The organism is Exiguobacterium mexicanum (assembly GCF_005960665.1).
Taxonomy (GTDB): Bacteria; Bacillota; Bacilli; order Exiguobacteriales; family Exiguobacteriaceae; genus Exiguobacterium; species Exiguobacterium mexicanum_A.
Genome location: NZ_CP040676.1, coordinates 252,768 through 276,786 on the forward strand (window position 1 = coordinate 252,768; position 24,019 = coordinate 276,786).

General features: G+C 52.5%; 23 protein-coding genes. 16 read left to right on the forward strand and 7 right to left on the reverse strand.

All coding sequences use genetic code 11. The annotated features are described in order from the left end of the window. Positions 1 to 152: 152 nt before the first annotated feature. Together FED52_RS01805 and tnpA are read right to left on the reverse strand one after the other, a co-directional pair. Positions 153 to 1,229 carry an RNA-guided endonuclease InsQ/TnpB family protein gene (locus FED52_RS01805; RefSeq protein WP_138858714.1) on the reverse strand — a complete coding sequence of 359 codons (1,077 nt, stop codon included), beginning with the start codon at positions 1,227 to 1,229 and terminating at the stop codon, positions 153 to 155. Positions 1,230 to 1,233: 4 nt separating this feature from the next. After that, on the reverse strand, positions 1,234 to 1,632 hold the full coding sequence (gene tnpA / locus FED52_RS01810; protein ID WP_138858715.1) for an IS200/IS605 family transposase: 399 nt from the start codon (positions 1,630 to 1,632) through the stop codon (positions 1,234 to 1,236). Positions 1,633 to 1,835: 203 nt separating this feature from the next. On the opposite strand from tnpA, the gene FED52_RS01815 reads away from it, so the two are divergent. The 5 genes from FED52_RS01815 (at position 1,836) to amyS (ending at position 6,682) form a co-directional block, all read left to right on the forward strand. After that, positions 1,836 to 2,867, forward strand: a complete 1,032-nt coding sequence (locus FED52_RS01815; protein ID WP_138858716.1) for an ion channel — start codon at positions 1,836 to 1,838, stop codon at positions 2,865 to 2,867. Beyond that, the gene (locus FED52_RS01820; protein ID WP_138858717.1) at positions 2,867 to 3,994 is read left to right on the forward strand and encodes a YfbR-like 5'-deoxynucleotidase; all 1,128 of its coding nucleotides are present in this window, start codon (positions 2,867 to 2,869) and stop codon (positions 3,992 to 3,994) included. Before FED52_RS01815 ends, FED52_RS01820 begins: the two co-directional genes overlap by 1 nt. A 114-nt stretch (positions 3,995 to 4,108) precedes the next feature. Beyond that, positions 4,109 to 4,441 carry a PadR family transcriptional regulator gene (locus FED52_RS01825; RefSeq protein ID WP_138858718.1) on the forward strand — a complete coding sequence of 111 codons (333 nt, stop codon included), beginning with the start codon at positions 4,109 to 4,111 and terminating at the stop codon, positions 4,439 to 4,441. Then, positions 4,438 to 4,965, forward strand: a complete 528-nt coding sequence (locus FED52_RS01830) for a DUF2812 domain-containing protein (RefSeq protein WP_138858719.1) — start codon at positions 4,438 to 4,440, stop codon at positions 4,963 to 4,965. Before FED52_RS01825 ends, FED52_RS01830 begins: the two co-directional genes overlap by 4 nt. A 172-nt stretch (positions 4,966 to 5,137) precedes the next feature. Further along, a complete protein-coding gene (gene amyS / locus FED52_RS01835) occupies positions 5,138 to 6,682 on the forward strand; it encodes an alpha-amylase (RefSeq protein ID WP_138858720.1) in 1,545 nt (514 codons plus the stop codon). Between the two features lie 27 nt (positions 6,683 to 6,709). Here amyS and FED52_RS01840 read toward each other — a convergent pair whose 3' ends face one another. Both FED52_RS01840 and lipA read right to left on the reverse strand, forming a co-directional pair. Then, entirely contained in the window at positions 6,710 to 7,540 is an 831-nt protein-coding gene (locus FED52_RS01840) for a lipoate--protein ligase family protein (protein WP_138858721.1), read from the reverse strand. A gap of 18 nt (positions 7,541 to 7,558) precedes the next feature. After that, the gene (gene lipA, locus FED52_RS01845) at positions 7,559 to 8,458 is read right to left on the reverse strand and encodes a lipoyl synthase (protein ID WP_276610418.1); all 900 of its coding nucleotides are present in this window, start codon (positions 8,456 to 8,458) and stop codon (positions 7,559 to 7,561) included. 327 nt (positions 8,459 to 8,785) lie between these two features. Here lipA and FED52_RS01850 point away from each other — a divergent pair, with 327 nt between their 5' ends. Together FED52_RS01850 and FED52_RS01855 are read left to right on the forward strand one after the other, a co-directional pair. Next, complete coding sequence (locus tag FED52_RS01850; protein WP_138858723.1) at positions 8,786 to 10,735, forward strand: glycoside hydrolase family 3 protein; 1,950 nt, start codon at positions 8,786 to 8,788, stop codon at positions 10,733 to 10,735. 138 nt (positions 10,736 to 10,873) lie between these two features. Further along, positions 10,874 to 12,364: a DNA/RNA helicase domain-containing protein gene (locus FED52_RS01855; RefSeq protein ID WP_138858724.1), complete on the forward strand. Its 1,491-nt coding sequence runs from the start codon at positions 10,874 to 10,876 to the stop codon at positions 12,362 to 12,364. A 271-nt stretch (positions 12,365 to 12,635) separates the two neighbouring features. On the opposite strand, the gene FED52_RS01860 is transcribed toward FED52_RS01855, so the two are convergent. Next, positions 12,636 to 13,484 (reverse strand): DegV family protein, encoded by an 849-nt coding sequence (locus tag FED52_RS01860; protein ID WP_138858725.1) that lies wholly within the window; start codon positions 13,482 to 13,484, stop codon positions 12,636 to 12,638. A gap of 4 nt (positions 13,485 to 13,488) precedes the next feature. Continuing rightward, entirely contained in the window at positions 13,489 to 14,337 is an 849-nt protein-coding gene (locus FED52_RS01865; protein ID WP_138858726.1) for a lipoate--protein ligase family protein, read from the reverse strand. Between the two features lie 100 nt (positions 14,338 to 14,437). Here FED52_RS01865 and FED52_RS01870 point away from each other — a divergent pair, with 100 nt between their 5' ends. The 3 genes from FED52_RS01870 (at position 14,438) to FED52_RS01880 (ending at position 17,787) form a co-directional block, all read left to right on the forward strand. Beyond that, the gene (locus FED52_RS01870; protein ID WP_138858727.1) at positions 14,438 to 15,733 is read left to right on the forward strand and encodes an HD domain-containing protein; all 1,296 of its coding nucleotides are present in this window, start codon (positions 14,438 to 14,440) and stop codon (positions 15,731 to 15,733) included. A 23-nt stretch (positions 15,734 to 15,756) separates the two neighbouring features. Next, the gene (locus FED52_RS01875) at positions 15,757 to 17,343 is read left to right on the forward strand and encodes a Na/Pi cotransporter family protein (protein ID WP_138858728.1); all 1,587 of its coding nucleotides are present in this window, start codon (positions 15,757 to 15,759) and stop codon (positions 17,341 to 17,343) included. A gap of 132 nt (positions 17,344 to 17,475) precedes the next feature. After that, a complete protein-coding gene (locus FED52_RS01880) occupies positions 17,476 to 17,787 on the forward strand; it encodes a hypothetical protein (protein ID WP_138858729.1) in 312 nt (103 codons plus the stop codon). 52 nt (positions 17,788 to 17,839) lie between these two features. On the opposite strand, the gene FED52_RS01885 is transcribed toward FED52_RS01880, so the two are convergent. Then, positions 17,840 to 18,028, reverse strand: coding sequence for a 2-hydroxymuconate tautomerase (locus tag FED52_RS01885; RefSeq protein ID WP_138858730.1), 189 nt, complete (start codon positions 18,026 to 18,028; stop codon positions 17,840 to 17,842). A 164-nt stretch (positions 18,029 to 18,192) separates the two neighbouring features. Between FED52_RS01885 and ypfJ the strand changes: the two genes are divergently transcribed. The 6 genes from ypfJ (at position 18,193) to FED52_RS01915 (ending at position 23,986) form a co-directional block, all read left to right on the forward strand. After that, positions 18,193 to 19,047 carry a KPN_02809 family neutral zinc metallopeptidase gene (ypfJ, locus tag FED52_RS01890; RefSeq protein WP_138858731.1) on the forward strand — a complete coding sequence of 285 codons (855 nt, stop codon included), beginning with the start codon at positions 18,193 to 18,195 and terminating at the stop codon, positions 19,045 to 19,047. A gap of 107 nt (positions 19,048 to 19,154) precedes the next feature. Beyond that, positions 19,155 to 20,003: a MurR/RpiR family transcriptional regulator gene (locus FED52_RS01895; protein WP_034779356.1), complete on the forward strand. Its 849-nt coding sequence runs from the start codon at positions 19,155 to 19,157 to the stop codon at positions 20,001 to 20,003. Next, positions 20,000 to 20,455 (forward strand): GNAT family N-acetyltransferase, encoded by a 456-nt coding sequence (locus tag FED52_RS01900; RefSeq protein ID WP_138858732.1) that lies wholly within the window; start codon positions 20,000 to 20,002, stop codon positions 20,453 to 20,455. The genes FED52_RS01895 and FED52_RS01900 overlap by 4 nt, the downstream gene beginning before the upstream one ends. 144 nt (positions 20,456 to 20,599) lie before the next feature. Next, positions 20,600 to 21,493, forward strand: a complete 894-nt coding sequence (gene murQ / locus FED52_RS01905; RefSeq protein WP_138858733.1) for an N-acetylmuramic acid 6-phosphate etherase — start codon at positions 20,600 to 20,602, stop codon at positions 21,491 to 21,493. Positions 21,494 to 21,505: 12 nt separating this feature from the next. After that, a complete protein-coding gene (locus FED52_RS01910; RefSeq protein WP_138858734.1) occupies positions 21,506 to 22,879 on the forward strand; it encodes a PTS transporter subunit EIIC in 1,374 nt (457 codons plus the stop codon). Between the two features lie 54 nt (positions 22,880 to 22,933). Next, positions 22,934 to 23,986: a DUF871 domain-containing protein gene (locus tag FED52_RS01915; RefSeq protein WP_138858735.1), complete on the forward strand. Its 1,053-nt coding sequence runs from the start codon at positions 22,934 to 22,936 to the stop codon at positions 23,984 to 23,986. Positions 23,987 to 24,019 lie beyond the last annotated feature (33 nt).

The window sequence follows — 24,019 nt, forward strand, 5'->3', positions numbered from 1 at the left end:
ACTTGACACTCCCACGGCTAAAGCCGCAAGCCCATCCCTTCAGGATGGGTGGGATTCTGAAGTGCCCGTGCGGACGCAGGCCATTTCTGTTTTGTCCGAGCCTTCAGATGAGGGTGTGCCATCACCCCTCCTGAGACAGACCCTATAGGTTCTCAGGCTGGTTGACTGTCACCATCAACCACAGGTGCGTACCGGATGTTCATCGCACCGACTAAATCTCTATGCTTCTTGAACCCGCATGAACACGAATATGTCCGGTCTTTCGCTTTATTTCGGCTCCCGCAAGAAGGACATGTCTGAGATGTGTATGCAGGGTTGACATATTCGACCTTGATTCCTTCTAACTTCGCCTTGTATTCGATGAATGTTGCCAAGCGATAGAACGACCAGGTGTGCAGGTTCTTGGCGTTTTTACGGCTTGTTCTTGCCGTCTGTCGGATGTTCGCCAGTCTTTCGAGGCGGATGACAGAGATGTGGTTCTCTTTCGCGAAGTCGACGATCCCACGGCTCACCTTGTGATCCTTGTCTCGCATCCAGCGCTGTTCTTTGTTGTCCAGTTTCTTGATCGCCTTCAGTTTCTTGTGTTGACCGAGCTCTTTCCGCTTCGCCCGGAACTTGCGCTTCATGTACTTGTTCTCGCGCCCGTTCCCGAAGAACCGCGCTTTGTCGCAGCCCGTGGACGCGACGGCAGGGACTTTCAGGCCGAGGTCCACCCCGAGCACGTTGGTGCCCGTCTTCTCCGTCGTGCGGATCGTGACGGCGATCTGGGCGATCCACTTGGTCGACTTCTTCGTGATGCGGAGCGTCCCGAGCTTGTTGGCGAGGAGCGTGGCGTTCCGGTTGTCCGGGTCGACCATATCGGCGCGGATGACCGTCTTCTTCACGTTCCCGTCGATGATGATCGGGAGGGAGACCGACTCGAAGTCGAACGAGTAGTTCTGGTTGTTCCAGGTGCAGTACGGTTTCTTCAAGACGGGGATGACCTGAAAGTCCTTCTTCTTTGCCCTCTTGAAGATGCTCTTCGCGTCCTGGATGGCCTGGTTCTTGACGGCGCTCGGCAGGTCCGCCGTGACATGTTTGCTCGTCAGATTCAAGCTCTCTCGGGCCTGCACCATGGCCGCGACGAGCTGGTTCGCCGTGCGGATGTAGGTGTCCATCATCCGCTCCAAGATTGATCGTTGCGCTTTCGTCGGATGGAGCTTGATGTTCACGGTCAATGTCTGCGACACGGTCTCATCCCCTTGTCTTTTGTTCCTCGACATAACGTTTGATGGTCTCGCTGGAGACGTTTCCCGCCGTCGACACGAAGAAGGATCTCGTCCAGAGGCTCGTGAGATGTGTGAGGTGCGGGAACTCCTCCCTGAGCCGCTTCGACGAGACGCCTTTGATGCGCGCCATGATGTCGGACGGGCTGATGGATGGCAATGCGGATAAGAATAGATGCGTGTGGTCCCGGTCGCACTCGATGGCGAGGAGGTGGATGTCGAGCCCTTCACAGACATCGTGGACGATCTCTTTGAACCGTCGCTCGAACAGGTCGTCATCGAACAGTTTTCGGCGATACCTCGGGCAGAACACGAAATGATAATGGAGCATCGACACGGTGGTGTTGGTTCTTCGATAGTTGTTCATACGTTTATCGTATCACTTTGTCTATTTAAGCGATACATTTTCTCGGGATAAGATCACACGTGTTGATCTCTGAAATTCCGACTAGCGGAATTCCGAAATCAAGCTCACGTTCATCCCACACTGAAGCAGTGGGCTTTCTCGTTCGCAAATTCTGTAAATCAAGTAAGTTGTCTCTAGTATATAGGAAAAGGAGGGGTTTTTCTGTGCATATCTTTTTTCGTGTCTGGCGCGGGTTATCGAAATTATCGTTTTTGAACGTCGTCCTGGCATCGCTCGTCATCATCTTGACGGGTACCGTCCTCGGGTTTGTGCTCGAGCCGGAGACGTTCCCGTCGATGTTCGACTCATTCTGGTGGACGATGACGACGCTCACGACCGTCGGATACGGTGACTTTTTCCCGACATCGGTCGCGGGACGTTGGCTCGGGATTTTCTTGTTCCTGTTCGGGATCGGGATTATCGGGGCTTTGATTGGAAAACTCGTTGAAGTCGGTGCGACGTTTCAACGGTTAAAACGGGAGGGGAAGTTAGTGTATCGAGGAGAAGGGCATTACGTCTATATCGGCTGGTCGCCGAAGACGAAAAAGGCAATTGATGAAGTGCTCATCTATGAGCCAAAGGCTGAGATCGTCTTAATCGATCAGTTGAAGGAAGAACCGTACGACCACGACAACGTCCACTTCGTCCACGGTGACGCGTCGGATGAGGCCGTACTCTTGCAGGCCAATATTTTAAAGGCGCGCCGGGTCGCCATCTTCGCGGATGCCCGCATCACGGAGACACTCCTCGCCGACGGGAAATCATTGCTCATCGCGTCAGCGGTCGAAGCGCTCTCGTCTGAACGCGGCGTCGATTTGCATACGGTCGTCGAGGTGTGCGAAGAACGGAACATCTCGAAATTCAAATACGTCCGAATCGACGACTTTATTCTCGCGAACGACTCGGTGTCACTCCTCATGGCGAAAGCGACGCTGCAGCCGGGGACGACATCGATTTTCCGTCAGCTGCTTAGTAAACAGTCAGGCGGCAACATCCAGGCGCTCGCACCGAAACCGGAATGGACGACCATCCGGGACGCTGCGGAAAGCTTGTTGCATCAAGGCGTCACGTTAATCGCCGTCAACGACCGTCTCGATTACGCGACGGTGCTCGATACACCGCTTCAGGCGAGCGATATGCTTTACATCGTCTGTCACGATGACTCGTGGGAGCGACTGAACCAAGGAGGAATTTGATGTATAACGGAACGTTTGTCCGCAAGATGACACGCATGCAGAACGTGCAACGATGGGACGAGTATGCACCGCATTATCATGACAATGCGGCAAGCCACAGTTTCCGCGTCGCTGTCTTCAGCTTAATCGCGGCATATTACGAAGAGAACAAAGGACGGGACGTCAACTTGCTCGACGTGCTCGGGAAGGCACTGTTCCATGATATGAACGAAGTGCAGACCGGTCCAATCATGCACCGGACGAAAAAAGAACCGACGCTCAAAGAACATATCGAACGGATGGAGCGGACGGCGAGTCTCGGACTCGTCGAGTTGTTGTCGCAGTCGCTCCGGCCGCATTTTTATCGTTTCCTCGTCGAGGCGGAGGACGACTCATTCGAAGGACGGCTCGTCGATGGAATCGATTCGTTCGACGCGATGCTGTTCGTCCGCCGGGAAGTCGGACACGGCTCGCCCCATTTCGTCGCGAAGCTTGAAGAGATGAAAGCAGCCCTGCGCAATCATCCGCTCGAATCGGTCCGCTGGCTCTATGAACAAGTCGAGGCCGAGACCGACGTGGCGACATTCATCGAGAACGTCATGCGGATGGACAGTGTCAGACGTTGGAAAGGCCGTTTCAATACAATCGACGATAACGACGCGATCCATGGATTCCGGGCGGCCGCGCTCGGGCTGTTCAGCGGCTTGTTGGAGCGCGAGAAATATGACGTCGACGTCGATGTCGCCGAACTGACGGCTCGTCTCCTTTGTCACGACCTCGTCGAAGGGGTGACCGGGGACGTGCTCGGCCCGGTGAAACATTCGACCGCCGAGACCGGTGCGGCGTTCGAGGCGTACGAACGGACCGAGAGCGAGGCGCTCTTGTCGCTCCTCCCGGACTATATGCAGCCGGCGTTCCGCCGCTATATGGCCGATTCGAAAGATGATACGTATGAAGGCATGCTCGTCGATATGATGGACAAACTCGACGCGCTCATCAAGATGAACATGGAGCGGAAGATGAACGGGGCTGAGTACGAGGTCACGTATCGGGAGCAACTTCGTAAAGTGCAGATGCGCTACGAGAACCCGAGCATGTTGTTCTTTTTAGCGTACATCTTGCACGATTTAGATTACGTCACTAGTTAACAAGGTCGCAGACGAACCGTCTGCGGCTTTTTATATATCATTCATTGACATATATCATTCAACGATATATAGTGAGGGTAAGATATATCAATGAATGATATAGGAGGTGGCGGGATGCCACGTAATGACACGATCGAACTCGGAGAATTGACCGACAGCATGTTCTACATTCTCCTCGCCTTGACCGAGGCGCGTCACGGCTACTTGATTATGCAGTTCGTCGAGGAGTTGACGAACGGGCGAATCAAGATTGGCCCGGCGTCGATGTATACGATTATCAAAAAGCTCGTGAACGCACAGCTCATCGAGCCGCTCGACGGGGACGGGAAGAAGAAGAGTTATGTGATTACGACCCAAGGCCGCGCACTCGTGGCCGAGGATTTGAAACGACGGCAAGCAATCGTTGACGATGCACGCTTCATTTTAGACGGGGAGGGACACCGATGAAACGGAAATATATGTCGAGTTGGGGACTGGCGTTCGCCGAAGAGCGGGAGATGAAAAAGCTAGGGGAGATGGCAGCTCGTGGCTGGCATTTAGAGAAGTTCGCACCGCTCGGCTATACGCTCGTCGAAGGAGAGCCGATGGACGTACGCTACAGTCTCGATTACCGCCAACGGCCGGACGAAGATTACTTCGAGCTGTTCGCCGCGAGCGGTTGGGAACACGTGACATCGACCGGTGATGAGATTCATGTGTTCAAAGGTCGTCCGGATGCCATACCGCTTTACACCGATCAAACGACAACGCATGACAAATATGCGCAAGTCGAGCGGCAAATGGGGAAAGCCGCGCTCGTGTTTCTGGTCATTTCAATCGGGCTGATGCTATTGCTCCAATTAAATTGGTCGGGTACGGCCGAGGCGATCATCTGGATTGTCCAAACCCTCGTGGTGATCGGACTCGTCTTCACCGGCCTCCCGTATCTTGGTTTTCTCGTGAAGCGAAAACGATTGGAGCGTGACTTGTAACTAGGCGGATGGCACAAGCCATCCATTTTTGTTTTGATCAACTGAACTATTCAAGAAAAAAATAGTTAGGCGCAGAGAACCGTTTTTTCGAAATCCTCTATTCAATGAAAGTAGAATCAGGCATGATGACTAGTGAAATCGCTTGCATTCATTTTGAAGAGGAGGAAAGGGCATGGGTAAAAGACGGAAAGGCTTGGCGGTGACGGCTGGTGTCACTGCGATTGCACTACTCGCTGGGCAACCGGTCGCACAGGCGGCGACGCCGCAAAACGGCACGATGATGCAGTACTTTGAGTGGTACGTCCCGAACGACGGGTTGCATTGGAATCGGTTATCGAACGACTCGCAGCACTTGAAAGACATCGGGGTGACGACAGTGTGGATCCCGCCGGCGTATAAAGGCACGTCACAGAACGATGTCGGGTATGGGGCGTACGATTTATACGACCTCGGCGAGTTCAATCAAAAAGGGACGACCCGGACGAAGTACGGCACGAAAGCCCAGCTCCAGACCGCCATCTCGAACTTGCGCGGCAAAGGCATCGGCGTCTACGGCGACGTCGTCATGAATCATAAGGGCGGTGCCGACTATACCGAGTCCGTCCAGGCAATCGAGGTCAATCCGTCGAACCGGAACCAAGAGACGTCCGGGGGGTACGGCATCTCAGCCTGGACCGGCTTCAATTTCGCGGGGCGCAACAATACATACTCTCCGTTCAAATGGCGCTGGTACCATTTTGACGGGACCGATTGGGATCAGTCACGCAGCTTGAGCCGCATCTATAAGTTCAAGAGCACGGGCAAGGAGTGGGACACGGACGTGTCGAACGAGAACGGAAACTATGACTACCTCATGTACGCGGACGTTGACTTCGAACATCCCGAGGTTCGCCAAGAGATGAAGAACTGGGGCAAATGGTACGCCGACTCGCTCGGGCTCGACGGTTTCCGGTTGGATGCGGTCAAACATATCAGCCACTCGTACTTGAAGGAGTGGGTGACGAGCGTGCGCCAGACGACCGGGAAAGAGTTGTTCACGGTCGCCGAGTATTGGAAGAATGATCTCGGTGCCATCAACGACTATCTGTACAAGACGGGCTACACGCACTCCGTCTTCGATGTGCCACTCCATTACAACTTCCAAGCGGCCGGTAACGGCGGCGGGTATTACGATATGCGAAACATCTTGAAAGGCACCGTCACCGAGCAGCATCCGTCGCTGTCCGTGACGATTGTCGATAACCACGATTCACAACCGGGCCAGTCGCTCGAGTCGACGGTCGCCAACTGGTTCAAACCGCTCGCCTACGCGACGATCATGACGCGCGGTCAAGGCTATCCGGCCCTCTTCTACGGGGACTATTATGGAACGAAAGGGACGACGAACCGTGAGATCCCGAACATGTCGGGCACGCTCCAACCGATTCTGAAGGCACGAAAAGACTTCGCCTACGGGACGCAGCATGACTATCTCGATCATCAGGACGTCATCGGCTGGACACGTGAAGGGGTGACCGACCGCGCCAAATCGGGTCTCGCGACAATCCTATCGGACGGTCCGGGCGGTTCGAAATGGATGTACGTCGGCAAACAGAACGCCGGCGAGGTATGGAAAGATATGACGAACAACAACTCCCGTCTCGTCACGATCAACGCCGACGGCTGGGGCCAGTTCTTTGTCAATGGTGGTTCGGTCTCCATCTATACGCAACAATAAGAAAAAACGAGTCGCGAGACTCGTTTTTTAGCGTTTCCAGACCCATTCGTCACTCTCGTACTTGGCGACGAGTTGCTGAATCTCTTGTTGCTGCGTCTCGGTGAACGTCAGCGGTTCGAACGTCAAATCGAACGCGTCACGGAACCCGTCCGTGAACGCTGCCGCGACCTCGTCGAAGGCGACCGGTCGTCCGAGTGTCTCGTTCAAGGAGACGGCCTTGTCACCAAAGCGGGCTTTCGCCTCCGCCTTCGCATCGGCCTCGAGATTGAAGCAGTCGAACAAGACGTCATCGTCAATCGACAATGGGATTGACCCGTGTTGCAAGACGGCGCCTTGGTGGCGCACTTGGGCGCTCCCGGCAATCTTTTTCCCGCCGACGGCGAGCTCGTAGTACGAAGCGGCGTCAAAACAGACGGCCGACTTCGGTTTTCGGAGCGCCTCGCGGTCTGCCTCGGTCAATGGTACCGAGAATTCGGCCGGGACGCCGAGCGCGTGGTAGCCGCGACGCACCCCTTCGGTCAGGAGGCGATAGCTCTCGATGACGTTCGTCGGCAAGGACGGCATCGTCTCCGGCAAGATGACGCTATACGTCAGTTCATCTGCGTGCAAGACGGCCCGCCCACCGGTCAAACGGCGGACGACCGGGATGCCATTCAACGCGAGCGCGTCGCGGTCGAGGTCGCGCGTCGCCCGTTGGAAGCGCCCGACGCTGATGGCGTGCGGGGCCCAGGCGTAAAAACGGAGTGTCGGTTTCATGTCGCCGCGTGCGACCCAGCCGGCGATGGCCTCGTCGATGGCCATGTTCTCGGCCGGGGACAGCGGGGCGGTGTGAAGCAAATGCCATGTCGTTCCAGTCATATGTGTCTCTTCTTTCTCTTAGTCGATTGGCAACATCGTATGACGACGCGCCTTGTGGACTTGTTCGTCCGCATGATATGAAGAACGGACGAGCGGTCCGGCTTCACAGTGGGAGAAGCCTTTCGCCAAGGCGATCTCTTTCAACTCGGCGAACTCATCTGGATGGTAGTAACGCTCGACGTCGAGATGCTTCTTCGTCGGCTGCAAGTATTGGCCAAGCGTGAGGATATCGACGTGGTGGGCCCGCAGGTCATCCATCGCCTCAATCAACTCTTCGCGTGTCTCGCCGAGTCCGACCATGATCGACGACTTCGTCGGGATGTCCGGGTTCAGCTCTTTCGACCGTTTCAAAAATTCGAGCGTCCGGTCGTACGTCGCTTTGGCGCGGACTCTCGGCGTCAAACGGCGGACCGTCTCCAAGTTGTGGTTCATGATGTCCGGTCCGGCATCGATAAGCGTCTGGAGCGCCGAGAAGTCACCCATCATATCGGACGGGAGCACTTCGATTGACGTCTCCGGATTCATGCTACGGACAGCGCGGACTGTCTCGGCGAAGACGATCGCCCCGTAATCGTTCAAGTCGTCGCGGGCGACGGCCGTGATGACGACGTGCTTCAAATTCATGAGACGGACCGATTCGGCGACGCGTTTCGGTTCTTCCCAGTCGAGCTCGTTCGGTTTGCCTGTCGTGACGGCGCAGAAGCGGCAAGCCCGCGTACAGATACTTCCGAGAATCATGAACGTCGCCGTACGGCGGACGGCCCAACATTCGTGGATGTTCGGACATTTCGCTTCCTCACAGACGGTATGTAGATTTTTCTCGCGCATCATGTTTTTGAGACCGGTGTATGTCTCGTTCGTGTTCAGTTTAATCTTTAACCATTCCGGCTTTCGTTTGATTTCCCCTCGTGCCAAGATGATTTCCCCCTTTGTGAAAGTTAACCCCTAACGGAATGAGTTTACCAAAGATGGGGCCGAATTCGAACCAGCGAAATTATTGGCTTTGCCAATACAGGTCAGCTGTGTGTCAAAACAGAACATATATTTCAAAATGGTTACGCTTTCACGTGAAGTGTTGTTTCCCATTTTTTGAATTGCTATACTGACGTTGACCACCTGAATAAGGACCATATGTAACTGATACGATCAGGCATGGGGTGAACGAGCGTTGGTGAGGCAACGCTTCTTCCTCCATGCCTTTTTGTTTGGGGGTCGGGGAAACTTTCAAAAAGGAGTGGGGAAAACATGAACAAAGCACTGAACTGGACGGCGACACTGGGGCTAACGACAGCACTACTCGTCTCATCGGTCCCGATGGCGAACGCGGTCGTGGCAGAGGAGACGCCGGCCCCGTCGATTGAGCAGCGTGTCGACGCCAAGCTCGATTCGATGACGCTTGAACAAAAGCTCGGCCAAATGATCATGCCAGACTTCCGATTATGGAACGGGGCGAACCATACGGCACTCGCGACAGACGTGGCGCGGGTCGTCGATCGGTTTGACCTCGGGGGTGTCATCTTGTTCGCGGAAAACGTGACCGAGACCGAACAGACGACGAAACTCGTCCACGACCTCCAAGAAGTCGTCAAACAAGACGAAAGCAACGATATACCGCTCTTCATCACGATTGACCAAGAGGGTGGGATCGTGACACGGCTTGGCACGGGCACGAACTTGCCGGGTAACATGGCGCTCGGGGCGACACGGAGCAGCCAGTACGCATACGACGCGGGGAATATCATCGGTTCGGAGTTGAACGCTCTCGGGGTGAACGTCAACTTCGGTCCGGTACTAGACGTCAACAACAACCCGGCCAACCCGGTCATCGGCGTCCGCTCGTTCTCGAGTGACCCGGAACTCGTCGGCGAGCTCGGCTCGGCGATGACGCAAGGGATTCAAGACCAGGGTGTCGCTGCGACGGCGAAGCATTTCCCGGGTCATGGTGACACGGCGGTCGACTCGCATTACGGACTTCCGATTGTTGACAAGTCGCTCGAAGACTTGCGTGGGCTCGAACTGTTACCGTTCAAACGGGCCATCACGGAAGGCATCGACATGATCATGACGGCACACATCGGGATGCCGCAAATCGAGGATGAGGTCGTCAACTCACCGCGCGGCACGTTCCCGCTCCCGGCGACGCTCTCGGATGACGTCATCACGGGCGTGTTACGGGAAGACATGGGCTACGACGGCATCGTCATCACGGACGCCTTGAACATGCAGGCGATCGCCGACAACTTCACGGAAGCGGAAGCGGTCATCAAGACGTTCGATGCGGGCGTTGATATCGCGCTCATGCCGACGATTTTACGGTCGAACGCGGACGTCGTGAAGCTCGAGACGATTTTTGAAGACGTCATGGGCGCTGTCGAGGACGGACGCCTGTCAGAAGAGAAGATTGATGCAGCGGTCGAGCGGATTTTGACGCTCAAAGCGAAACGTGGTATTTGGGACGAGTCGGTCGACACGACGACGCTCGAGGCGAAACTCGCCGAGGCGAACGCGGTCGTCGGCAGTGCCGAGCATAAAGCGAAAGAACGTGAAATCGCCGAGGCGGCCGTCACGCTCGTGAAGAACGACGACAAGACGCTTCCGTTCAAACCGAAAAAAGGTGAGACGGTCCTCGTCTTGTCACCGGCGAAAGACCAGACGGACAGCATGATCAAGACGATCAAGTCGCTCGAGAAGAACGCCGGCAACATGAAAGACGTGAACGTCATCGCCGCGAACTATACGGCATCGACGAAACACTTAGATCAAAACCCAGACTTGAAAGCGAAACTCGATGCGGCCGACTATATCATTGTCGGTTCGAACGTGAACAACAGCGCCAAGCTGAAATCGACGTCGGCTGACAACTACGTGCCGGCCGAAGTGTTCCGTTACGCGAACGAGACGGGCAAGAAGTCAGTCTTGCTCAGCCTGCGTAACCCGTACGATGTGGCAGTTCAACCGGACGCACCGGCCCAGCTCATCATCTACGGCTTCAAAGGTGACCCGAACGGACCGGACTCAGAGGCGGGCAATGCCAAATCGGCAGGTCCGAACCTCCCGGCCGGCATTCGCGCCATCTTCGGTGAAGTGAAGCCGACGGGCAAACTCCCAGTCGACGTACCGACGTTCGAGAACGGCGTGTTCGGCGACGACTTGCACCTCGAGTTTGGTGACGGATTCCGTAATTGGAATAAATAAAAAAGTAGCTGGTTTCCTTTTAGGATACCAGCTACTTTTTTATCAAAATTATGTATATAATTGTATTATATTCACTATTTTGATACAGGTATTAAAATAGTGAATTTTTTCATTAATTTTATTAAAAGGAGCTTAATCTTGAAAACAATTAATTTAATTTCATTGTTAGACGCAAGCGAAGAATTATCTTCTGATTTATTTGAAACATACAAATCTCAGTTCGGAATTTCAATTAAAAATGGTGAATTAAATGTATTAAAAAGTTTTGTTAGAAATCTTGCTAAATTTTCAAATAAATTTAGAATCTTAGAAAATTATTTTGTTGGATATACAATTCCTCAAATTAGTAAAGAATTTGATCTCCTTAGATTTTATGAGGACAAGATTATTAACATTGAATTAAAATCTCAAAGCACTTTAGAAAAAACTCATAAGCAACTGCTCGGAAACAAGTATTATTTAACAGCATTAAAAAAAGAAATTTACCAATATACATACGTAGAACAAGAAGAAAAATTATATAAAATCGAAAATGATAACGTAGTTGAAGCTCAATTTACTGAACTGTTAACCATTCTAAATGACGGTGATGTTCATACAGACATAGATTTAAACAAAGTTTTCATACCATCGAACTATTTAGTATCTCCATTTAACTCTACTAAAGAGTTCATTTCAGGTAATTATTTTTTAACTGATCATCAAGTAAACATCAAATCAGAGATAGTAAATGACTCCACAACGAAATTTTTTTCAATTCAAGGTGCAGCAGGTACTGGAAAAACTTTGGTTACATATGACATTGCCAAAGAGTATAAAGAAAATGAAAGAAAAGTTCTGATTTTTCATTGTGGAAAACTAAACGAGGGGCAGCATAATTTAAATCAAGAATACGATTGGGAAATATCAATGGTGAAGAATTGGCAAGGAAAAAAGATTAATGAATATGATTTAATAATATTTGATGAAGTACAAAGAATAAGAACGAATCAGTTGGAAAAAATTTGTGATGAAATTATAAAAGCATCACATGTAAAATGTATTTTTTCATATGATGAAAATCAGTGTTTAAGCAGTATAGAGATAAATAATAATATTCCGGATTTGATAAATAAAGTTTACAAACCAAAACGATATAAACTCAAAAATAAAATTAGAACAAACTATGAAATTGCAGAATTTATTAAATCGTTTTTTAATTCTACTAAACCTGTTACACGAATAGAATATCCTAATATTTCTGTTCAGTATTTCAAACGAAATGAACATGCGCAGCGGAAGCTTACAATTCTCTCGAGAGAAGAATGGAAGATAATAAATTATACTTCTTCTCTTTACGATTCTCACCCCTACGATAAACTAGAATTTAAACTCGAAAAAGATACGGCGCATACTGTCATTGGTCAAGAATTTGAAAAAGTTGCGGTGGTTATCGATTCTCACTTTTCTTATGATGAAATTGGGAACTTGTCTATATATGGCGACGGTTATTATTATGATCCAGTAAAAATGTTGTTTCAAATGATAACTAGAGCTAGAACAAAATTAATGATAGTAGTAATTGATAACCCAAATGTACTAAAGAGAATAACTGACATTACGATAGGAAACAAAGAAGTCAAAGTATAAGTATTAGAAAATGTTATTAACAGAATATAACTTTAAACGCTTTTAGTATAATTTTTTAGGAGTTTTATAAAAGACGTCTAAAATGAATATTTTTAATCTAAACTTCAATTTATATGGCTGTATACAAAAACAAGCGACCAGATTTAAAGGCGCTTGTTTTTGTATACTTAGATATAAAAACACTAGATGTGAAAATTAAATTCAATGTAATTGAAAAGCAATATTCTATCAATAGTAAATTTAAGCAGATTTCGCATCTATGAATATCAGCTTATTTCATTTCGAAATAACCGACGACGAGCAAGCCTGGGCCTGTGTGCGCCCCAATGGCCGAACCGACGATTGTCTTCGTGACGCTCGCTGGGTTCACATGTTCCCGTAACAACGCCTCGAATTGGTCGGCTTTGACTGGATCATCGCCGTGGCCGATGAAGACGTGCCCACCCTCGACGAGCGGTTTCGACTCGGTCATCCATTCGACGATGCGGCGTAACACTTTCTTGTGACCGCGCACCTTCTCGATTGGGACGAGCTTGCCGTCTTCGACTGTCAAAAGCGGTAGAATCGTCAACAAATCCCCGATGAACGCGCTCGCTTTTGAGACACGACCGCCGCGCATCAAATATTCAAGCGATTCGACCGTGAACAAATGCCGGATTTTGCCGACGAGCGACGTCGCGTAGGCGACCGTCTCTTCGTACGTATGGTCTTGACCATACTCGGCGACCGTCTTGACAAACAGTCCTTGGCCGACGGAGGCGGCACGCGTATCAAGAATATGGAACGTGCTGTTCGGGTATTCTTCTTTAAGTAGGTTGCCGATCATGACGGCCGTCTGATAGGTGCCTGAAAGCTCACCGGAGAAGGCGAGGTACAGGAACGGGATTTCCGATTCGAGATGTTGACGGAAACATTGTTCGAGGCGGGCCGCCTCGATTTGGAACGTCTTCGGCGTCTTCCCGGCACGCATCGCGTCGTACACGTCTTTTGGTTGAATCGTCTCACCGTCTAAAAATTCGTCGTTGTCGATGACGACACCGAGCGGTAGCATTTCGAGACCGTACTCGACGATCTGGTCTTGGGTCAAATCGGCGCCGGTATCGGTTATGATTTTAAACATGCGGTCACTCCTCTATTAATTGTTGTTCAATCTCACGGATCGGTTCATTGCGCTTCCACATCCGGTCGAGCTGGGTCACGAGCGTCGCCTGCTCTTCCGCATCGAGAGTGCCAGGTATGAGCCGGCTCACGTCACTAAGGACGGTGTAGGCGCGGCGCAACACGTCATCGACGGTGAGCGGGATACCGAGCAAGTCCTCGAGTGACGCCATCGTCTCAGGGACGATGGCCGGGTAGGTGAATTTTGTCGCTTCGCCTTGGATGGCGCGCTCATAAAAATCACGGATGAGGGTGGCGCGTTCGCTCCCGCTCTTGCGGACGCTCAAATAAATTTGGACGGCGACACCGCCACGGACACGGCGCTGTGAGATGCCGGCGAACTTCTTGCCGCCGATGGATAAGTCGAAACTGCCGGGGCAGTAAGACCCAACGATTTCGCCAGCGACAATGTCTGTCGTCACGTCTTGAAACATGAGTTGGATGAGCGACGTCATCGCCTCGTAGCCGCTATCGATTTGAATCCCGTCTTTTTCAGGTAAAATCAGGGATAAGTTCAATATGTCTTCATCCAAGACGACGGCAAGCCCTCCTGAATTTCGCACGACGGGACGGAATCCATGTTTATGTAGAAAACGGATGCCGTCTGACAAGTGAGGCAGGCGGGCGTCTTGAATGCCGAGCACGACCGTGTTTAGATGAACCCAGGCCCTGAGGACGGCACCAGACGTTGCGGTCGACGCACAGAGCGTGTCGTCCGTCGCGAACGATTGCTCGGCTTGGAACGCCGGACCGAGCGAAGACTGGTCAATGACACGGTAGGTCGGTTGTCGTAATAATGGATGGGTCATATACATAATTCCTTTTCAATAAATAATTTCCTTCCCATTATAACATGGGAGGAACAACGTGCTAGAAGTCGAATCCAATCATTAATGAAACGTAGGGGGCAACGTCATGTATACGTCACGAGGTCAATTGTCAGGATCGAAAGTGTTCAAAGATCCGGTTCACCGCTATATATATGTCTACGATCATCTCGTCTGGGAATTGATCAACACGAAAGAGTTTCAGCGCTTGCGGCGCATCAAACAGCTCGGGACGTCGTTTTTGACGTTCCACGGGGCCGAGCATACGCGTTTCCATCATTCGCTCGGCGTCTACGAAATCGCCCGACAGCTAATCGATCAGTTCCATGAGTATCCGGAGTGGGATGACCGCAACCGGGAGCTGTTGCTCGCGGCGGCGCTGCTGCACGATGTCGGACACGGTCCGTTCTCACACGCGTTCGAGCACGTCTTCGCCGTTCGTCACGAAGTATGGACCGAACGAATCATCCTCGGGGACACGGAAGTGAACAAAGTGCTGTCGGAGATGGGGGTCGGCTTCCCGGAAGAAGTAGCGGCCATCATCAATAAGACGCACCCGAACCGCTTGCTCGTCAATATCCTCAGTTCGCAACTCGACGTCGATCGGATGGACTATCTGCTCCGTGACGCCCATTTCGCCGGTGTCAGTTACGGTAAGTTCGACCTTGAGCGCATGCTTCGGGTGTTGCGTCCCGATGAGGACCAAGTCGTCGTCAAACAGTCGGGCATGCATACGATTGAGGACTATATCATGCGGCGCTATCAAATGTATTGGCAAGTTTACTTGCATCCGGCGACGCGATCGAGCGATTTATTACTCAAAGCCGTGCTCGAACGGGCGCAAGAACTATACGAATCGGGTTATTCTTTCGAGATGACTCCAAAGCATTTCTTGCCGATTTTTAACCATGAAGACATGACGCTCGAGCATTATTTGAAGCTCGATGAGACGATCGTCTATTTCTATTTTCAGGAATGGATGGATGAGGCGGACCCGATTTTGGCCGACCTTGCGAGCCGCTTCGTCAACCGTCGTTTGTTGAAATATAAGAACTTCCCGGAAGCGAACCGCGTCCGCTATATGGACCGCTTGCGTTCAACGATGGAGGCAATCGGTTTACCGACGCGCTACTACTTGCTCGAGGATCAGCTCAGCCAATTGCCATACGATTTGTATAAAGGGCACGGGACATACGAAGGCATCTATCTCAAGATGAATGATGGCGACCGCCGGGAAATTTCGGAAGTGTCGATGCTCGTCCAATCGATTTTAAACTCACGACAGTCCGACGAGAAAATCTATTATCCGGAGGACGTACTGCTCAACTTGAAAGATCACGCATCAGAAAAAACATGGATGTTGTCAACGTTACGAGGCGATTGAATCGTTGAAAAGGAAGTGACACCATGGGAATCGGCACATTGGTCGGGGGAGTCGGCATCTTCCTACTCGGGATGATGCTGTTGACGGATACGTTAAAAAGCATGGCCGGGGAACGCCTCCGGCAACGATTGAATCGCTTGGCTGAAGGACCTGTTTCGGGTGCCTTTCTCGGAGCGACGATGACGACGTTGTTTCAGTCCTCGACCGTGACGACGCTCATGACAATCAGTTTTGTCAGTGCCGGCCTGCTGACGTTCACCCAAGCGCTCACACTCGTCATCGGAGCGAACGCGGGTAGCGCGACGACCGGATGGATCGTGGCGCTCTTAGGTTATAACGTCGATATCCGCGAGCTGTTGCTCCCGCTCATCGGGGTCGGCATGGCGCTGCGCTTGATTGGGCGGCGCGTCAAACGCATCGGCATGCTCATGGTCGGACTTGGCCTCATTTTTGTCGGCATCGGAACGCTCCAAGAGGCGATGCGGGAAGTTGTCACGTTCTCGTTCGCCAGTTGGGAAGCGGACACACCGCTCCACCAACTTGCGCTTCTCGGTACGGGCCTGTTGATGACTGTTTTATTGCAGTCTTCAAGCATCGGTCTCGTCTTGACGATGACGGCGCTCGCGACCGATACGGTCACCCTTGCCCAAGCGTGTCTGCTCGTCTTAGGGCAAAGTGCCGGGACAAGTCTCGTCGTCGCGCTCGGGTCGATCGGAGGTTGGAAGTCGGCCCGCCGCATCGTCTTGGCGCACGTGCTCGTCCACGGCTCGATTTTACTTATCGGCTGGCTAACCTTCCCGCTCTTGTTCGGCGTCGTCAACGGTGTGGCCGACCGTCTCAATTGGAACGAACTGTTGCGGCTCGCCTTGTTCCACACGTCGTTCCATCTGCTTGGTGTGTTCACGTTTTTGCCGTTCCACGAGGCGTTCAGCCGTCGGTTGCTGAAGTGGGTCCCGAGCCGAGCGGAGAAGCTGACCCGGTTCTTGAACCCGAACATGGCCCGCATCCCGACGGTCGCGCTCGAAGCGGCCCGACGCTCGTTGATTGAAATCGAGCGCTATCTCGCCAAAGAGACGAAACTGTTGCTAGCGGAAGGACGAAAGCGCGACGACGAGCTCCAACTCGTGGAGAAGACGCTCGGGGACGTGCGTGTCTTTTTGAGCACGATTCAATTGGAAGAAGGGCGGGGCCGCAATGACTATGGGCAACACTTGTCGCTGCTGCATACAATCGATCATTTGGAGCGGTGGCTGTTCGTCATGCGAGAAGTCGAACCGGTCGACGCCCTTCGGGATACAGACTTCCTGGTCGCGCGCCAGCTCGTCTTGCATGAACTCGACATGTTGGAGACGCTCAACCATCACACGCCCCCGGAAGAGTCTCGGCAGTGGAAGACAGCCTCGAAACAGCTTGCCGAATATCGAAAAGCGCACCGGGCCGAACTGCTCGAGGAGACGGCAGCCAATCAGCTTGAGATGGACCAGACGATTCAAAAGGTGCAAGCTCTCCTCTGGCTCGACCGAATCGGCTATCACATTTGGCGTGCGACGCGTCATCTCATTAAACCGACCGTCCCGAGCGAGCGGTTTGAAGTGAATCTGGAAGACTGACCACATTTGTAAAATTACATCCAACATTTATTATGTAATTGAAAATATATGCCAAAAAAATAAAAATCCATACATCGTTAACATCTATATTTGTATAATGATTATACATTAGACATTATGGGAGGATTTTTTATGCCATTTAGAAAACCTGTTTCAACAATGGGCGGATTGAATTTTTGGAGTAATGTTCAACAAAATGAGCACTTTGTCATGCAAAAACACAAAACTGGGCTCTGGCCATATAAATTCCGTATTTTAATGAGAGCAACGTCTAAAGAAATTGCCAATGCGAATGATTTAGAAACGATTCAATATGATTGGAGATTCCTTGAGACTAATGCGGTTCCACGGATTGATGAGAGCGGCTTTTTAGAAATCACTAAAGTCGAAACAATCGTAGAAGATTTGATTATGAAAACTATTTCTAATAAAATGCCGTTTTGAGGCAAAAAGAATGCCATGTCCACAACAGGGACATGGCATTCTTTTTACATCATTACTTCTTGTCCGCGTGCATAACGCCGGCTTGACCGTAGTGCGTCGCGTCCATTTCTTCGATGAAGACGGTGATGTTTTCTTTCGGTGCGTTCGTCGTCTCCGAGACGGCTTCCGTCACTTTTTCAATCAACGCACGTTTTTGTTCGACCGTGCGGCCTGGGAGCATTTTAACCGTTACGTATGGCATAACATTTCCTCCTTTTAGTTCGTTCCCTTTCATTCTAGTGAAAGGTGGGGCGGGTGGAAAGCAGAAAATCGATTGAGCGGACAGTACAAAGAAAAAATGCAGGTGCGAAATATGTGAAAACGGGGTAATGAACAAGACAGACTAGACGTAGGAGGAACAGGCTGATGAAATGGAAGGGTAGACAAGCAAGTCGTAACGTTGAAGATCGACGGGGACAACGTGTCGGAGGGAAAGGGATTGCCGGGATTGGCGGAGGCTTCGGTCTCATCTTGGTCATCGTCTTCACGTTGCTGAACGGGGGCAATCCGGCAGACATTGTCAACAACATCGGGATCGGCGAACCACAGTCGTCCGAGACGTACCAAGGGTCGGCACGGGAAGAAGAGATGGCAGACTTCGTGTCGGTCGTGCTAAGGGATACCGAGGAAGTATGGACCGATATATTCGCAGAGAACGGATTGACGTATCGGGAACCGACGCTCGTCTTGTATAAAGACCAGGTTGAATCTGCCTGCGGTATCGCGGGATCGGCTGTCGGACCATTCTACTGTCCCGGTGACCAAAAGCTATACATCGATTTAAGTTTCTATGATGAACTCAGTCAACGTTTCAACGCACCGGGTGACTTCGCGATGGCGTATGTCGTCGCCCACGAAGTCGGCCACCACGTCCAGACGTTGCTCGGCACGACCGATGAGATCATGCCGCTCCGTAACGAAATGAGTGAGACGCAATTCAATAAATATTTGGTCCGCTTCGAGCTTCAGGCCGATTATTATGCGGGTGTCTGGGCCCACCACGCCCAAGGCATGGGCTACCTCGAGGCTGGCGACGTCGAAGAGGCGATGAATGCGGCGCACCAAATCGGGGATGACACGCTTCAAAAACAGGCACGCGGGTATGTGACGCCAGACTCGTTCACCCATGGGACGTCCGAACAGCGGAAACGCTGGTTCGACAAAGGGTTCCAAAACGGGACGATTCAAGGCGGCGATACGTTCAATGCCAAAAACTTATAACGATCAGGTCAAGCTTCGGCTTGACCTTTTTCATATCCAAGTTGGCTTGTGCAGAAAGAATCCGCTATCATGGAAACAGAAACTAGAAGTAGGAAGGGGATGACCCGATGGAATCCTTACTCAAAAAAATCGAACTCGCTAAAAGTGAGATGACGTCTGTCGAGAAGAAAATCGCAGACTATATTTTGACCCACTCGACGCTCGTTCCGAACATGACGACGAAAGAACTTGCTCAAAAGACGGATGTGTCAGAGGCGAGTATCGTCCGGTTCGCCCGCGTCGTCGGCATCGACAGCTTCAAGGCGTTCAAGCTCGCCCTCGTCAAAGACTTGGCCATCACCGAGACGACACTCACCGACTTCAACGTGTTACAGCAGAAAGACACACCGTACGATTCGTTTCAAAAAGTCATCCATGTAAACAAGATGGCCATCGAGGCGTGCGCCGAGGCGATGGACAAGCGTGAGCTCGAGCATGCAATCGATACGTTTGCCCGAGCGAACCGGGTCGTGTTTTATGGGGTCGGCGGTTCGTCAACGGCTGCCTATGACGCGCAATATAAATTCACAAAGCTCGGCTATGCGGCCCAGACGTCGCAAGACTTCCATTACATGTTGTCACTCATCCCGCATCTCGGACCGAACGACGTCTTTGTCGCCATCAGCACGTCGGGTCGGACGAAAGATGTACTCGAACTCGTCCGCTTCGCCAAAAAGAAAGGGGTGCCGGTCGTCGCCATCACGGACCTCGATAAATCTCCGCTCTATCGGGAGGCGGACGTCCGTCTTTGCACGCCGAGTGTCGAACGTGACTTCCGGATCGCGAGCATCGCGTCACGGATGACCCAGTTGACGATCATCGATACGCTCTATATGGGTCTGTTGCACCGAAAAGGCGAAAGTTTGATTGACCGTTACGCCGAGGCGCGTGACGAGATGGTGAAGTTGCGCCGATGATTCACGTCTATGATGCGACGTGGCGCGACAAGGTCGCGACGTTCTTATTGCGGCAGTCGGCGTTCGCGAGCTTGAACGGACAGACGCCTGAAGCGTTTCGAGACGAGAATTTGACCGACTTTGAAGCCGAAGGGACCGTCAGCCTCGTGTTTGAAGAAGGGGGCGTCATCGCGGTCGCTGATTTGTTGAAAGAACATCCAGTCGACGGATCGCTCTGGCTCGGCCTGTTCGTCGTCGACGAGCAATTTCATGGTACCGGTGTCGCGCAACGGCTGTATGAGCAACTTGAACAGGAATATATGCGCCCTTTCCAGACGGTGTTTCGGCTCGGAGTCTTGCCGCACAATGAACGGGCACATCACTTTTGGGAACGACAAGGTTATGTGTACGAAAAAGATTCCGTCACGGCACGGGGCGACCACGTCCACGTGATGAAGAAACTGGTCGAATGAAGGGCTCGGTCCGATATGGGCTGGGCTTTTTCTATGGAATGGGTAACATCCTCATTTCTTTTATGAAATTTTACTTCCTTATTTTTTTAAATAAATTTGACTTTTAATTTCAAGTTAGTACAATGAAATCAGAGAGAAGAAAGGATGGTGGCGATGTTAGACAAACTGGCTACTGAAAGACGGAATGAACGAACGATGCACTTGGACGAGATGGCGGTCGAGGAGTTCCTCGCGGTGATGAACGAGGAAGATCAGTCGGTCCCCCACGTCATTAAAGAAGAGCTATCGGTCATTGCCGAAGTGACGAAGCGTGCCATCGCATCCTTCAAACAAGGCGGGCGTTTGATTTATATCGGCGCAGGGACGAGCGGACGGCTCGGTATCTTGGATGCGGCAGAATGTGTGCCGACGTTCGGCGTATCACCGGACATGGTCGTCGGACTCATCGCCGGAGGCGAGCGTGCGCTCATCAAAGCCGTCGAGGGAGCAGAAGACAGCAAGGATTTGGCAGTCAACGATTTGAAAGCGCTTCACTTGAACGAGAAGGACACGGTCGTCGGAATCGCCGCGAGCGGCCGGACACCGTACGTCATCGGCGGGCTCGATTACGCCCGTGAAGTCGGGGCGACGACAGCTGCGTTATCATGTAACAAAGGATCAAAAATCAGCGACCACGCCGAGTATAAAATTGAGGTCGAGACGGGACCGGAAGTGTTGACCGGTTCGACCCGTTTGAAAGCAGGGACGGCGCAAAAACTCGTCCTCAACATGATTTCGACGGCGTCGATGATTGGAGTAGGGAAAGTGTATCAAAACCTGATGGTCGACGTGCAGCCGACGAACGAGAAGTTGGAAGTGCGGGCCAAACGGATGATTGCGGAAGCGACAGGGGTCGACGAACAGACGGCCGCGCGTTATTTTGATTCATCCGGTGGGCACGTCAAGACGGCGATCGTCATGATTTTAGCCGATGTCCCGCATGCGGAGGCAGTCGAGCGATTAGAGCGTGCGAACGGATTCGTCCGTGACGCACTATAAGGGGGATTCGAGATGAAGAAAGAAGAGGTTCTTGCGCATGCGATACTCGAGCATGTCGGGGGGAAAGACAACATTCGTCAACTCGCGCACTGTATGACACGTGTGCGTTTGGCGCTCAAGGATCCGACGAAAGCGGATCTTGCCGCCTTGAAACAAATCGATGGTGTCATGGGTGTCATCGATGATGAGACGTTGCAAATCGTCGTTGGCCCGGGGACGGTCAACCGCGTGGCGGACCATCTCAGTCGTGAGACGGGGCTCGCCATCGGAGAAGAATCGGTCGACGCGAACTTGACTCCGGACGAACGGGCCGCCATCGAACGTCAAAAAGTGAAAGACAAACAGAAGTCGCCGTTCAAGCGCTTCTTGCGTCGCTTAGGGAATATTTTCATTCCGCTCATTCCAGGACTTGTCGCTTCAGGTATCATTAACGGAGGAGCCAACTTCGCGAAGAACGCCGGGGTCGACCCGACGGAAACGTGGATGCAAATCCTCTTGTTGCTCGGTAGCACGGTATTCGCCTACCTCGCCATTCTCGTCGGTTGGAATACGGCAAAAGAGTTCGGCGGGACGCCGGTACTCGGTGCCATCGCCGGGGGGATCCTCTTCAACCCGGTGCTCGCGGACATCACCATTTATGGGGAACCGCTCGTCGTCGGGCGGGGTGGACTGTTCGGGGTCATCTTTGCCGCTTGGCTCATGACGTACATCGAGAAACATGTCCGTCGCTTCATGCCGACAGCGGTTGATATCATTTTCACACCGCTTCTTACGGTACTCGTCGTCGGTTTCACGGCGCTCTATGCGATTATGCCGGTCGCAGGCGTGTTGTCGGACGGTATCATGCAAGGTCTTAACGCCGTGCTCGAAGTCGGTGGACCGGTCGCAGGGGCTGTTCTTGCTGGATTCTTCTTACCGCTCGTCATGGTCGGATTGCACCACGGACTCACACCGATTCACTTGGAGTTGCTCAACACGGTCGGTAACACGGCACTCTTGCCGATCTTGGCGATGGCCGGGGCCGGACAAGTCGGGGCAGCACTTGCTATCTTTGTGAAGACGCGCAACCAACGTCTCCGTAACATCATCAAAGGGGCGATCCCGGTCGGATTCCTTGGCATCGGTGAACCGCTCCTCTACGGGGTCACGCTTCCGCTCGGTCGTCCGTTCTTGACGGCTTGTATGGGGGCCGCGGTCGGCGGTGCCTTCCAAGCGACGATGAAGACGGCAGCACTCGGGATTGGGGTCTCGGGTCTCTCGCTCACACCGCTCATCGACAACGGCATGTACTTGACGTACATCGCAGGTCTTGTCATTTCGTATACGGCTGGCTTCATCTTCACGTATTTCTTCGGCTTCAAAGAAGAGATGGCAGACGGGATTTAACAACCGAGGCGGCTCTTTGGAGTCGCCTTTTCATTTGATGAGGAGGGTTTTCTGATGAAAGGATTATCGGTTTATTTGAGCGAACCGCTCACACCGCAGTTCAAGATATGGATCGGACGCATGCGCGAGATTGGCTTCACCTCGATGTTCACGTCACTGCATATCCCCGAGGACGACACGTCGGTGTATACGGAAAGGCTCCGTGATCTCGGGACGCTCGCACGAAAACTCGACATGGAGCTGTTTGCGGATATCGCACCGATGTCGCTCGCCGCGCTCGGCAAGACGTGGGACGATGCCCATACGCTCACCGAGTGGGGCGTGACGGGGCTGCGCGTCGATTACGGCGTGACCCCAAAACAAGTCGCCGACTTGTCGACCCGGATGACGGTCGCCTTGAACGCGAGCACGCTGTCTGAAGCGGAACTCATAGAGATGAAGCAACACGGCCTCGTGACGGACAACGTCGAGGCGTGGCACAACTTCTATCCGCGCCCAGAGACGGGGCTTGATCGAAACTGGTTCGATGCCAAGAACGATTGGTTGAAACGCCAAGGATTGAGCGTTCAAGCGTTCATCCCGGGAGATGGGTCACTCCGCGGACCGTTGTTTGAACGGTTGCCGACGCTCGAAGACCATCGAACGTTATCGACGTTCGCTTGTTACTTGGACCTCGCCGATTCGGTCGACCGCATTTTAATCGGCGATCCGGGACTTGCCGACGAGACGATCGAACAGTTCGCCTCACACGCGGACGGGATGCTCGTCCTCCGGGCCGAAGCGGAGACGACGATTGAGGCCGCCTTCTATCGCGTCCAGACGAACCGGATGGATCCGGCCCGTGACGTCATCCGCTCGGTCGAGTCTCGGGCTTACGGCCGACCTGGGGACCGCTTGCTTGAACCGATGGATGCGAGACCGCGTCCGCTTGGGACGATCACGGTCGATAATGCGGATTACGGGCGCTATGCCGGCGAGATGCAAATGACGAAACGGGATCTTCCGCCTGATGCACGAGTCAACGTTCTCGGCCGGGTCATCGAGGCAGACCGGCCGCTCATCCGTGCCATCGGACCGGGTACGACGTTTCGGATTGAATGGTGCTGACGTTCCGGATTGCCACATTCCCTCGTCTTTGTG